This window comes from Dyella sp. RRB7 (assembly GCF_022761115.1).
Lineage (GTDB): Bacteria > Pseudomonadota > Gammaproteobacteria > Xanthomonadales > Rhodanobacteraceae > Dyella.
Genome location: NZ_JAKWJS010000007.1, coordinates 16041 through 28799, shown reverse-complemented (window position 1 = coordinate 28799; position 12759 = coordinate 16041). Strand labels below are relative to the sequence as shown.

The 12759-nt window shown below is 67.8% G+C and carries 11 protein-coding genes; 7 read left to right on the top strand and 4 right to left on the bottom strand.

What is annotated here, in order from left to right; genetic code table 11:
- Positions 1-3: 3 nt before the first annotated feature.
- From bioF to bioC, 4 genes are read left to right on the top strand one after another with little or no spacing between them, the layout of a single operon-like run.
- A complete protein-coding gene (gene bioF, locus MJ606_RS15235; RefSeq protein WP_243050399.1) occupies positions 4-1185 on the top strand; it encodes an 8-amino-7-oxononanoate synthase in 1182 nt (393 codons plus the stop codon).
- 27 nt (positions 1186-1212) lie between these two features.
- Positions 1213-1971, top strand: a complete 759-nt coding sequence (locus MJ606_RS15230; protein WP_243050398.1) for a sulfurtransferase — start codon at positions 1213-1215, stop codon at positions 1969-1971.
- Complete coding sequence (bioH, locus tag MJ606_RS15225; protein ID WP_243050397.1) at positions 1968-2738, top strand: pimeloyl-ACP methyl ester esterase BioH; 771 nt, start codon at positions 1968-1970, stop codon at positions 2736-2738. Before MJ606_RS15230 ends, bioH begins: the two co-directional genes overlap by 4 nt.
- Positions 2735-3616 (top strand): malonyl-ACP O-methyltransferase BioC, encoded by an 882-nt coding sequence (gene bioC / locus MJ606_RS15220; protein WP_243050396.1) that lies wholly within the window; start codon positions 2735-2737, stop codon positions 3614-3616. The genes bioH and bioC overlap by 4 nt, the downstream gene beginning before the upstream one ends.
- A gap of 77 nt (positions 3617-3693) precedes the next feature.
- Here the strand turns inward: bioC and MJ606_RS15215 are convergent, their stop codons facing one another.
- The 3 genes from MJ606_RS15215 to MJ606_RS15205 all read right to left on the bottom strand — a co-directional run bounded on the left by MJ606_RS15215 (position 3694) and on the right by MJ606_RS15205 (position 6331).
- Positions 3694-4266 (bottom strand): DNA-3-methyladenine glycosylase I, encoded by a 573-nt coding sequence (locus MJ606_RS15215; RefSeq protein ID WP_243050395.1) that lies wholly within the window; start codon positions 4264-4266, stop codon positions 3694-3696.
- 98 nt (positions 4267-4364) lie between these two features.
- On the bottom strand, positions 4365-5330 hold the full coding sequence (locus MJ606_RS15210) for a pyridoxal-phosphate dependent enzyme (protein ID WP_243050394.1): 966 nt from the start codon (positions 5328-5330) through the stop codon (positions 4365-4367).
- On the bottom strand, positions 5327-6331 hold the full coding sequence (locus MJ606_RS15205; RefSeq protein ID WP_243050393.1) for an aldose epimerase: 1005 nt from the start codon (positions 6329-6331) through the stop codon (positions 5327-5329). The genes MJ606_RS15210 and MJ606_RS15205 overlap by 4 nt, the downstream gene beginning before the upstream one ends.
- A 66-nt stretch (positions 6332-6397) precedes the next feature.
- Here MJ606_RS15205 and pepN point away from each other — a divergent pair, with 66 nt between their 5' ends.
- A complete protein-coding gene (gene pepN / locus MJ606_RS15200; RefSeq protein ID WP_243050392.1) occupies positions 6398-9055 on the top strand; it encodes an aminopeptidase N in 2658 nt (885 codons plus the stop codon).
- 218 nt (positions 9056-9273) lie between these two features.
- Here pepN and MJ606_RS15195 read toward each other — a convergent pair whose 3' ends face one another.
- Complete coding sequence (locus tag MJ606_RS15195; protein ID WP_243050391.1) at positions 9274-9537, bottom strand: hypothetical protein; 264 nt, start codon at positions 9535-9537, stop codon at positions 9274-9276.
- A 487-nt stretch (positions 9538-10024) separates the two neighbouring features.
- Here MJ606_RS15195 and mnmG point away from each other — a divergent pair, with 487 nt between their 5' ends.
- Together mnmG and MJ606_RS15185 are read left to right on the top strand one after the other, a co-directional pair.
- Complete coding sequence (gene mnmG / locus MJ606_RS15190; RefSeq protein WP_243050390.1) at positions 10025-11902, top strand: tRNA uridine-5-carboxymethylaminomethyl(34) synthesis enzyme MnmG; 1878 nt, start codon at positions 10025-10027, stop codon at positions 11900-11902.
- 69 nt (positions 11903-11971) lie between these two features.
- Entirely contained in the window at positions 11972-12730 is a 759-nt protein-coding gene (locus MJ606_RS15185) for an RDD family protein (RefSeq protein WP_243050389.1), read from the top strand.
- Positions 12731-12759 lie beyond the last annotated feature (29 nt).

The window sequence follows — 12759 nt, the reverse complement described above, 5'->3', positions numbered from 1 at the left end:
TCCATGACACGCCCCTCACTCACTGAGCGACTCGCCAGGCACAATGCGGAACGAGCGCGGGCCGGCCTGTGGCGCCGCCTGCGCACGGTCGAGCGCGTCGACGGCCCCTGGGTGGAACGCGAGGCGCGTCGCCTGCTGGCGTTCTGCAGCAATGACTATCTCGGCCTCGCCCAGCATCCCCAGCTGGTCGCCGCGCTCAAGCAGGCGGCCGACAGCGACGGCGTGGGCAGCGGCTCGGCGCACCTGATCGGCGGCCACCGCACCGCCCATGCCGCGCTGGAAGAGGCGCTGGCCGCGTGGACCGGGCGCGAGCGCGCGCTGCTGTTCTCCACCGGCTACATGGCCAACCTCGGCGTGATGCAGGCGCTGCTGCAGCGCGACGACCTGTGCGTGCAGGACAAGCTCAACCACGCCTGCCTGATCGATGGCGCGCAACTGGCCGGCGCCGAACTCAAGCGCTACCCGCACGCCGACGTGGCCGCCGCCGCGCGCCAGCTCGCCAGCCGCCGCGAGGCCGCCGCGCTGCTGGCCACCGACGGCGTCTTCAGCATGGATGGCGATATCGCGCCCTTGCCCGAACTCGCCGCCCTATGCCGGCGCGAAAGCGCCACCTTCATGGTGGACGACGCCCACGGGCTGGGCGTGCTCGGGCAACACGGGGCCGGCAGCGTCAACGCCGCCGGCCTCGATCAGGACGACGTACCCGTGCTGATGGCCACGCTGGGCAAGGCGCTGGGCTGCAGCGGCGCCTTCGTGGCCGGCCCGGCCGAGCTGATCGACGGCCTGGTGCAATCGGCGCGCACCTATATCTACACCACCGCCATGCCCCCGGCGCTGGCCGCCGCCACGCTGGCGGCGGTGCGGCTGGCGCAGACGGAAGGCTGGCGCCGCGACAAGCTCAACGCGCTGATCGCCCGCTTCCGCCAGGGCGCCGCCCAGCTCGGCCTGCCGCTGATGCCCTCGCCCACCGCCATCCAGCCTGTGTTGCTGGGCGATGCGCAGGCCGCGCTCGATGCCTCGGCGGCGCTGGAACGGCAGGGCCTGCTGGTCACCGCGATCCGTCCACCCACCGTGCCGCAGGGCAAGGCACGGCTGCGCATCACGCTGTCCGCCGCCCATGAGGAAGCCCACGTGGACCGCCTGCTGGAGGCCCTCGCCGGGGCCCTCGCGGCACGCCCCGTATAATGGCGGCCTCGCCGTACCTGCCTTCCCATGTCGATCATCAATCTTTCCGCCTACCGCTTCGTCAGCCTGGACGACCTGCCCGCGCTGCGCGAACGCGTGCTCGAGCGCTGCCTGGCGCTGGCGCTGAAGGGCACCATCCTGCTCGCGCCCGAGGGCATCAACCTGTTCCTGGCCGGACCGCGCGAGCCCATCGAGACCTTCATGGACTGGCTGCGCACCGACCCGCGCTTCGCCGGGCTGGAGCCGAAGGTGTCGCTGTCCGAGCAGGTGCCGTTCGGGCGCATGCGGGTGCGCCTGAAGAAAGAGATCATCACCATGCGCATGCCGGCCGTTCGTCCGGAGGGCGCCCGCGCACCCGCGGTGGCGCCGCGCACGCTGCAGCGCTGGCTGGCGCAAGGCCACGATGACCATGGCCGCGACGTGGTGCTGCTGGATACGCGCAACGACTACGAAACCGACGTGGGCCTGTTCCACGATGCGGTGGACTATCGCTTGAGCAGCTTCACCGAGTTTCCCCAGGCGATTGCCGCCGACCGCGCGCGTTACGCAGGCAAGACGGTGGTGTCGTACTGCACCGGCGGCATTCGCTGCGAAAAGGCGGCGCTGCACATGCAGGACATCGGCATCGAGCACGTCTATCAGCTGGAAGGCGGCATCCTGAAGTATTTCGAGGAAACCGGCGGCGCGCACTGGCGCGGCGACTGCTTCGTGTTCGATGAGCGTGGTGCGGTCGACAAGAGCCTCGCACCCGCGCCGCTTCCCCCCGGCGGGGAGAAGGATCGGTGAGTCTCCACATCGAAACCCACGGCCACGGCCCGATTCCCATGGTGGTGCTGCATGGCTGGGCCATGCATGGCGGCATGATGGAACCACTGGTCAGCGCCCTGGCTGATCGTTGCACCCTGCACGTGGTAGACCTGCCCGGCCACGGCTATTCGCGCGACAGCACGCTGCCGCTGGAACCGTCGGCCTGCGCCGAAGCCATTGCGCGCATGACGCCGCCCGCACTGTGGCTGGGCTGGTCGCTGGGCGGATTGATCGCGCTCACCGCGGCATTGGAGCACCCCCAGCACGCGCGCGGCCTGGCCGTGCTGTGCGGCACGCCGAAGTTCGCTCGCGACGAGAGCTGGCCCCACGGCGCCGATCCCAAGCTGGTGCGCCAGCTCGCCACCGACCTGGAAACCGATTACCACGCCACGCTGGAGCGCTTCATGGCGCTTGAGGCGATGGGCAGCCCCGACCCGCGTGCCGAGCTTCGCCATCTGCGTGAGCTGGTGTTCACGCGCGGCGAGCCGGATCTGCGCGTGTTGCAGGAAGGCATCCGCATCCTGGAAAACACCGACCGGCGCGCCGACCTTCCTTCGCTTGCGGTGCCCAGCATGTGGCTCGCCGGTCATCGCGATCGGCTGGTGCCGCCGCCCGCCATGGCCTGGTCGGCCGAGCGCAGCGACGGCACCTACCACGAGATTGCGCACGCCGGTCATGCACCGTTCTTCGGCTATGCCGATGTGGTGGCCGATACGCTGGCGCCGCTGCTGGACACGTTTCGATGAGCGAATCGCATTTCGACCGGCGCCAGGTGCGCCGCAACTTCGGCCGCGCGGCGAACACCTACGAGCAACACGACGCCCTGCAGCAGGAAGTGCAATCGCTGCTGCTCGATCGCCTGGGTTTCTATCTCGACGCCCCGGCGCGCGTGATCGATGTGGGCGCCGGCACCGGCCGCGGCACCGCGCTGCTGCGCAAGCGCTACCCGAAGGCGCAGGTGATTGCGATGGATCTGGCGCTGCCGATGTTGCGCGCGGCCAGAAAGCACATCAGCTGGCTCAAGCCGTTCCAGCGCGTATGCGCCGATGCCACCGCCTTGCCGCTGCCCGATCACAGCGTCGACGTGCTGCACTCCAACCTCTGCTTCCAGTGGATCGACGACCTGCCCGCGCTGTTCGGCGAATGCGTGCGCGTGCTCAAGCCCGGCGGCCTGCTGGTGTTCTCCACTTTCGGGCCGGACACGCTGAAGGAACTTCGTGCGGCCTGGGCGGAAGCCGACCAACAGCCGCACGTGAGCCGCTTCCTGGACATGCACGACCTGGGCGACGCGATGATCAACGCCGGCCTGCGCGACCCCGTACTGGATGTGGACCGCTACACGCTCACCTATAGCGAGCCGCGCCTGCTGCTGAAGGAACTGCAAGGCCTGGGCGCCACCAACGCCGACAATGCGCGCGAGCGTCACCTGCTGGGCAAGCGTCACTACCAGCGCATGCTCGCCGCCTACGAAACCATGCGCGTGGACGGCCGTATTCCCGCCACCTGGGAAGTGGTGACCGCGCACGCCTGGGGTCCGCCGCACGGGCAGTCGCGCCGCGTGGCCGGCGGCGGCGAAATCGCCAGCTTTTCGGTCGATAGCCTGCGGGGTTCGCGGCGCCGTTGAATCCCGCGACGCGCTACACGTCATCCCCGCGAAAGCGGGAATGGCGACGCTCTATGGCCTGTTCCCGCGCCGTGCCATCAACCCACGGCCTTGTGCCTGAAACAACCCACCACATGGTCGTTGACCATGCCGGTCGCCTGCATGAAGGCGTAGCAGATGGTGGTGCCCACGAAGCGGAAGCCGCGCTTTTTCAGTTCCTTGCTCATGCGATCCGATAGCGGCGTGCTGGCAGGCACGTCGCCTTGCCCGCTCCAGCGGTTGCGGATGGGCTGGCCGTCGACGAACGACCACAGGTAGCGATCCAGGCTGTCGAATTCGTCGATGACCTTGAGGGCGGCGACGGCGTTGTCGCGCGTGGCGTACACCTTGAGCCGGTTGCGGATGATGCCCGGATCGAGCAGCAGCTGCTCCAGCTCGCGGTCCTTCATGGCCGCGACCTTGGCGATATCGAACTGATGGAACGCGCGCCGGTAGTTGTTGCGCTTGAGCAGCACGGTGCGCCACGAAAGACCGGCCTGTGCGCCTTCCAGGCAGAGGAACTCGAACAGCGCGCGATCGTCGTGCAGCGGCGTGCCCCACTCGGTGTCGTGGTAGTCGTGCATGTCGGGACTCTCGCCCCAGGGGCAGCGATTACGGCGGGCGGCGGTCATGGCATGGCTTCGCGATGTCGGGCGCCCATTGTGCCTTGCTGCCCGGCGGATGGCGCGCGATTACACGGACCGGTCTCGCCACCATCCGGCGGGACGGCTCACCATGGCAGCGCATCGATATCGACATTGCCGCCGGTCAGCACCAGCCCCACGCGCCGGCCCTTGAAGCGCTCCGGGCGCTTGAGCACCGCCGCCAGCACGGTGGCGCTGGATGGCTCCACCACCAGCTTCAGCTCGTTCCACAGCAGGCGCATCGCGGCGATGGTTTCCTCGTCGGTCACCGTGATCGCCTCGACGCGATGCATGCGCAACGCCTCGAAATTGGTTTCGCCGATCAGCGTGCGCAAGCCATCGCAGAGGGTATTGGCCACGAACGGCCCCACCCGATGACCTGCCGCCAGCGATCGCGCCGCGTCGTCGGCGCCGGTGGGCTCGGCGCCATACAGCGCCAGCTGCGGCGCCACGCCATGCGCGGCGATGGCGCAGCCCGAGGCCAGCCCGCCGCCGCCAATCGGCGTGATCAGCGCATCAAGCCCATCCGCTTGCTGCAGCAGTTCCAGCGCGGCGGTGCCCTGGCCGGCCATCACGCGCGTATCGGCGTAGGGATGCACCAGCTCCGCGCCGGTGGCGCGACGTACTTCCTCGGCCTTGGCTTCGCGCGCGGCCTGGGTCGCCTCGCAGCGGTGCAGGATGGCGCCGGCGCGCTCGATCGCCTCCAGCTTGGTGCGCACGGCGCCCTCGGGCACGATCACGTGCGCGGCAATGCCACGCGTGGCCGCCGCCAGCGCCAGCGCATTGCCATGGTTGCCGGACGAATGGGTGACCACGCCGCGCGCCGCCTGCTCATCGTCCATCGACCACACCGCGTTGCAGGCGCCACGAAACTTGAAGGCGCCGCCGCGTTGCAGGTTCTCGCACTTGAAGTGAAGGTCCGCGCCGCTCAATGCATTGAGCACGCCGCTGCGCAGCACCGGCGTCACCACGGCGTAGGGCGCGATGCGCGCCGCGGCGTCCTGGACCTGGCCGAAGCTGGGCAACGCGGCCGGATTCACGGGGGCATTCATGCGGCAGTGATCTCCACGCCGCACAGGAAGCGCCGCTCGGCACCCGGCTCCAGCCGGATCGCGGCGGCGCAGTCCGGCCGGTTGAAGGCATCGGCCCAGCTTTCCATCGGCTCCAGCGCCACGGCGCGGCGCACATCGCGCGTCACCGTGTCGGCGGTAAAGGCCAGCATCACACCGGAGCGCTGCCACACCGCGATGGCCAGCCCGCTGGCCGGATCGCGCAGGCGCGTACGCGCACGGCCATCGGCATCGCAACGCAGGTCGGCGTAGGCGTGATTGAGCTGGCGCACGCCGATGGGCTGGGCCTGGCGGAAATCCAGCGCCGGTTCGCGCGCCATCGGCACATGGGCCGCCGCGCCCGCCAATGGGATGAAGTCCGCATCGGTATGCACCAGCGTGGCGGCGGGAATTTGCAGTTCCCAGCTGTCGATGGGCGACTCGCCCAGGCGGAAATACGGGTGCCAGCCAAAGAAGCATGGCGCCGCATGCTCACCCACGTTGCGCATGCTCGCTTCCAGCGAAAGTCCATGGGCGTCCAGCGTATAGGTCACGGCCAGATCGATGGCGAAGGGGTAGCCCGGGTGGACGTCCGGACGAATCGCCTGGGTGACGAAGGTGACGCGCGCCGCCTCCCCGTCCGCCGCCAGGGCCGCGATGTCGAAATCCACGCCGCGCACAAAGCCGTGGCGGGCGGCGCGCTGGGCACCCTCCACCCCGGGCTGCAGGTCGTAGGTCTGGCCATCGAAGGCATAGCGGGCATCGGCAATGCGGTTGGCGAACGGCACCATCACGGCAAAGCGCGAGCTGGGCCGGCTGTCCAACTCGCCGGCATCGCGGTAGCCGTCGGCGATATCCCGCACGCCATCGCGCGCGGGCAGCTCGAAATTGAGCAGCGTGGCGCCGCGCCGGGCGATCCGCACGCGGCGGCCGCGCGCCAAGTCGGTCAGCACGGCCAGTTCGTGGCCGCCCAGCCGGGCCCGTTCCGCAAGGTAATCCGCCATCGACTTGTCCTGCCTGGAAAGGGCCGCATGTTAGCCTGACCGGTTCCACCACCCATAGCTGTCCCGATGACGACTCGTAGCGACGCCTCCCCTGCCCTGATCCGGCTCAGCGACTATCGCGCCCCCGCCTGGCGCGTGACCCAGGTCGAGCTGGCGTTCGATCTGGGTATCGACACCACCGACGTGACCTCACGCCTGCATCTGCGACGCGACCCCGCGCAGCAGGAGCCGCTGCGGCTCGATGGCGAGGGCCTGAAGCTGTTGTCGATCAGCCTGGACGGCCAGCCCCTGCCCGAAGGCGCCTGGCGTTATGCGGACAGCGTGCTGGAAGTGGATGGCGCGCGCGACGGCAGCGTGCTGGAGACGCGGGTGCGCGTGCAGCCGGCCGCCAACACCGCGCTGGAAGGCCTGTACCTGTCCGGCAAGCGGGAAAGCGGTTTCCTGCTGACCCAGTGCGAAGCCCAGGGCTTTCGCCACATCACCTTCTTCCCCGACCGCCCCGACGTACTGGCCAGCTACACCGTCACCCTCAATGCCGACCGCGAGCGTTTCCCGGTGCTGCTGGCCGGCGGCAACCCGGACGGCCACGGCGAGCTGGACCACGGCCGCCACTGGGCGCGCTTCGTCGACCCGCATCCCAAGCCCAGCTACCTGTTCGCGCTGGTCGCGGGCCGCTTGCAGAAGATCGAGCGCGACTACGTCACCAACACGGGCCGCGCGGTGAAGCTGGTGATCTGGGCCGAGCCCGATGCCATCGGCCGCTGCGGCTATGCGATGGATGCGCTGGAACGCTCCATGCGCTGGGACGAGGACACCTATGGCCGCGAGTACGACCTTGACGTGTTCCACGTGGTCGCCACGCATGACTTCAACATGGGCGCGATGGAGAACAAGGGCCTCAATATCTTCAACGCGAAGTACCTGCTGGCCGACGCCGACTCCACCACCGACGACGAATACCGCGCGGTCGAGGCGGTGGTGGCGCACGAGTATTTCCACAACTGGAGCGGCAACCGCGTCACCTGCCGCGACTGGTTTCAGCTCTCGTTGAAGGAAGGCCTCACCGTCTTCCGCGAGCAGCAGTTCTCGGCCGACATGAACTCGGCGCCGCTCAAGCGCATCGAGGACGTGGCCTTGCTGCGTCGCGCGCAATTCCCCGAGGATGCCGGTCCGCTCGCGCATCCGGTGCGCCCCGCGCAGTACAGCGAGATCAACAACTTCTACACCGCCACCGTCTACGAAAAAGGCTCGGAACTGGTGCGCATGGTGGCCGGCCGGCTGGGGCGCGAAGGTTTCCGCCGCGGCATGGACCTGTATTTCTCGCGACACGATGGCCACGCCGCCACGCTGGAGGATTTCCTGCGTGCACTGGGCGACGCCAACCGGGTCGACCTGATGCCTTATCTCGCCTGGTACGCCCAGGCGGGCACGCCGCGCTTGACCGCACACGGTCACTACGACGCCACGCACCGCACCTACACGCTCACGCTGTCGCAGCACACGCCACCCACCGCCAGCCAGCCGCACAAGCAGCCCCTGCCGATTCCGGTCAAGCTGGCGTTGTTCGACCGTGCCGGCCACATGATTCCGCTGCACCTCGCCGGTGAAGCCGGCACCGATGCCAGTGCGCTGGAACGCGTGGTGGTGCTGGACCGGGCCGAGCAGTCCTTCGTCTTCCAGCAGGTGGGCGATGCGCCCGTGCCTTCGCTGCTGCGCGGTTTTTCCGCACCGGTGATCCTCGAATGCGATTATGCGCCCGCCGACCTGGCCCTGCTGCTGCGTCACGACGTGGACGGCTTCAACCGCTGGGAAGCCGGCCAGCAGTTGGCCGCGCGTGCCTTCGACAACCTGCGCGACGGTGACGCCACCGATGCGCTGGATGCGTGGTGCAACGCGCTGGAAGCGCTGTTTGCCGAGACGACGCTGGATGCCGCGTTGCTCGCCGACCTGCTGACGCCGCCGGGCGAGATCGAATTGTCCGAGCGCGAACGCCTGGTCGATCCCTCGCTGGTGCACGCCCTGCGCCAGCAATTGCAGGAACACCTGGCGCTGCGCATCGGCCGCGAGGCGCTGTACCAGCGCTACGAAGCGCTCGCGGCGCATACCAGCCTGGAACTGGATGCCACCAGCCAGGCACGCCGCCGACTCAAGCGGCGGGTGCTGGAGCTGCTGGCGCGCATCGATCCGTGGGCCGCGCACTCGCTCGCCACGCTGCAATACGACAACGCCCCCAGCATGACCGATCGCCTGGCCGCGCTGGCCGTGCTGGTGCGCGAGAACGCGCCGCAGGCGGCCGCGGCATTGGTCCACTTCCGCCAGCGCTACGCGGACAACCCGTTGGCGATGGACAAGTGGTTCTCGGTGCAGACACAGCTGCCGGGCGAGCTGGTGCTCGACCGCGTGCATGCTTTGGAAGCCGATGCGGCCTTCACCCTCAAGAACCCCAACCGCGTGAACTCGCTGTTCGGCGCCTGGGCGCGCAACAACCCCGATGGCTTCCATCGCGCGGACGGCAGCGGCTACCGGCTGCTGGCCGAGCGCCTCGGCCAGCTCGACGCGATCAACCCGCAGGTTGCCGCGCGACTCGCCACCGCACTCAACGGCTGGCAGCGCCTTGAGCCCATGCGCCGCGCCGCCGCCAGGGCGGCCATCGCCACGCTGGCCGGCCAGGCCGGGTTGTCGCGCAATCTCACCGAAATCGTGCAGAGCATGCTGCACGACTGATCGCCGTCATCCAGAAAGACACCCGAGTGCATCCCGTCCTTGAGACGGGGCACCCGGGCGTAAGACGTGACCGGGAGGGAATGGCAGCTGGACGTACTGTCATTCCGCGGAAGACGAGATAACCCCTCGCGCCATCCGTGTGTGCTTATGGACGTTTGGCCGTCCATACGTCCTTGACTTGTGCCGCTGCTACTGCCAACGCGGCTGCGTGCACGAGCTCAGATCGCGAGGTGTTGCAGCTCGTCACGCAGCCGGCTCAGGCGCGAGAGCAGGCGTGGGCGCAAGGCCTGCCGCTCGTTCTCGCTGCGTTCTTCAAGATGCTCCATGGCCATCTCGACGCGACCAAGCTCGATCAGCAGATCGTGGTGCTGGTAAACCGGTTGGAAATCGAAACTGAGATCCATGACGTGAGTCCCCCAAACGATTGCCTTGGCTGGCACTGCAGACAGAAGCAATGCCCATGCCAGCAATGTGATCTGCATCACACTCGCCACTGGCATCGGTCACGGAATGACGCTGCGCGTCAGCAGGTGCCAAGACTCGGCACAAACGAGCGTTTTAGTCACTTCACGTTCACGCGCAAGGCGCAAATATCCCACTCGAACGCGCAGCAAAGTCTGCTGCCAGCGACACGTATTCACGGTTTCTGGCGCCCGGCAACACGGTCATCCTGGATTCCCCCTGTTCCTGAGACCGCCGGGCGCCAGATCTTATCCAGGCTCTGGTTTGCCCCTGGCACCTTACCCGGCCTAGAAAAAACGACGGCGCCCCAAGGGGCGCCGTCTCGCTTCCTCTCCCGGCACACGATCGAACCCCTGTCGTTCGACCTCGGCGCGCGTTATCGCGCTGCTTCTGCCCGTGGAAAGTGCGCCAGGTTTGAAGCAGGAAGCGTGCCACCGGCCTGGAGACCTGACAGGGGTTACCATAAGCGACCTATAGGGTCCATTCCTGCGCGTTCGGGGCAGTTCCATGTTCCATCCCACAACCTACGACGTCATCGTGATCGGCGGCGGCCATGCCGGCACCGAGGCCGCCCTGGCCTCGGCGCGCACGGGCGCTCGCACCCTGCTGCTGAGCCACAACATCGAGACGATCGGCCAGATGAGCTGCAACCCGGCCATCGGTGGCATCGGCAAGGGTCATCTGGTCAAGGAAATCGACGCCCTGGGCGGGGCCATGGCTCACGCCGCCGATCGGGCGGGCATCCAGTGGCGCACGCTCAACGCCTCCAAGGGGCCGGCCGTACGCGCCACTCGCTGCCAGGCCGATCGCTCGCTGTACAAGGCGGCCATTCGCCGGATGGTGGAAACCCAGCCGAACCTGGAGCTTTTCCAGCAGGCCGTGGACGACCTGATCCTGGAAGGGGGACGCGTGACCGGCGTGGTGACCCAGATGGGCCTGGCCTTCCATGCCCGCGCCGTGGTGCTGACCGCCGGCACCTTCCTGGCCGGCAAGATCCATATCGGCCCGGCGCAGTATGCGGGCGGCCGGGCCAGTGATCCGCCGGCAAGCACGCTCGCCCAGAAACTACGCGAACTGCCGGTGGCAGCTGACCGCCTGAAGACCGGCACGCCGCCACGCATCGACCTGCGCAGCATCGATTTCAGCGATCTGGAGGAACAGCCCGGCGACGATCCCGCCCCGGTGTTCTCCTACCTGGGCTCGCGCGATGAGCATCCGCGCCAGGTGAGCTGCTGGATCACCCATACCAGCGAGCACACCCATGAGCTGATTCGCGGCTCGCTCGACCGCTCGCCGCTGTACAGCGGGCAGATCGAAGGCATCGGCCCACGCTATTGCCCCTCGATCGAGGACAAGGTGGTGCGCTTCGCCGAAAAGAACTCGCACCAGATCTTCATCGAGCCCGAGGGTCTGGACACATTCGAGATCTACCCCAACGGCATCTCCACCTCGTTGCCGTATGACGTGCAACTGGCGCTGGTGCGCTCGATCAAGGGCTTCGAGCACGCGCACATCACGCGCCCGGGCTATGCCATCGAATACGACTATTTCGATCCGCGTGGACTGCATCCGTGGCTGGAGACCAAGAGCATTCCCGGCCTGTACTTCGCTGGCCAGATCAACGGCACCACCGGTTATGAGGAAGCTGGCGCGCAAGGCCTGATCGCCGGCCTCAACGCCGCGCTGGCGGTCAAGGGCGAGGCGCCATGGTATCCGCGCCGCGACGAGGCCTATATCGGCGTGCTGATCGACGACCTCACCAGCAACGGCACCATCGAGCCCTATCGCATGTTCACCTCGCGCGCCGAGTACCGCCTGCATCTGCGCGAAGACAACGCCGACCTGCGCCTCACCGAAACCGGCCATCGGCTGGGCGTGGTGCCGCAGTCGCGTTACGACGCGCTGCGCGCCAAGCGCGATGCGGTGGAGCGCGAGACGCAGCGTCTCGGCGCCCTGTGGGCCGCCCCGGCCAACGCACTGGGCGCCACCATCGAACGCCAGCTCGGCATCACCCTGAGCCGCGAGACCAATGCGCTCGACCTACTGCGTCGCCCGGAGCTGGATTACGCGATGCTGACCTCGGTGGACGGCATCGGCCCGGCGGTGGATGACGAGAACGTGGCCGCCCAGGTCGAGGTACAGACCAAGTACGCCGGCTACCTGGAGCGCCAGCGCGAGGAGATCGAGCGCCAGCGTCGGCATGAGCAGACCGCCATCCCCGGCAGCTTCGACTACGACAAGGTGCGCGGCCTTTCATCCGAGGTACTGCTCAAGCTCAAGCGCGTGCAACCGGAAACCATCGGCCAGGCGGCGCGCATCAGTGGGGTGACGCCGGCGGCCATCTCGCTGCTGCTGGTCCACCTCAAGCGCCGCGACGCGGCGTGAATCGCAGACGCCAAGACGTTGCAGCCGCATGGCATGATGCTCGCCTGAAAGAACACCTCGGAGCATACGATGGAAGTCTGGATCGGACGGGACGGCGAACGACATGGCCCTTACAAGGAAGAAGAAGTGCGCCAATGGCTGCGCAGCGGCCAGGTAAGCGCTGACGATCTGGGCTGGCACGAGGGCATGGCCGATTGGCAGCCGCTGTCGGCGCTGTTCCCGCAAGAACTCGAGCGGGGCCCGGCCTCCGCCGCGACGATTCCGCCACTGCCGCAAGCCGCCGCTGCCACGGTCGCCGTGGACTACGCCAGCTTCTGGCAGCGCTTCGGCGCGTGGGTGATCGACCTGGTCTTGTTGCTGGTGCCTTCTTCCATTGTGTTCTACGCCATGGGTGGCCTGGGCGCTTACGAGCATATGCTGGCGCAGCTGCAGACCGGCGCCGATGTGAGTAACGCCATCCGCGACTATGCCGAGTCCACCCAGGCCGCCAATATCGCGGTGACCGTGATCGGCTTTCTCTACTACACGCTGTTCGAGTGCTCCAAGTGGCAGGCGACGCCGGGCAAACTCGCGTTGCGCCTTCGCGTTACCGACCTGCAGGGCCATGGGCTGACCATCGGTCGCAGCGCCGCGCGCAATGCAGTGCGTCTCACCAATGTCATCACCGGCCTCATTCCATTCGTGTGCTACCTCGCCGTGGCATGGACGCAACGTAAACAGGGTCTTCACGACCTGCTCGCACATACCCTGGTGCTCAACGGTCGCGCCGACGAACTCAAGCCCATCAAGCCGCGCACCGATTCGGGCCACGGCTCGTTCAACGCTTGAGAAACATCCGCTGACGAAGCCGCGATGCA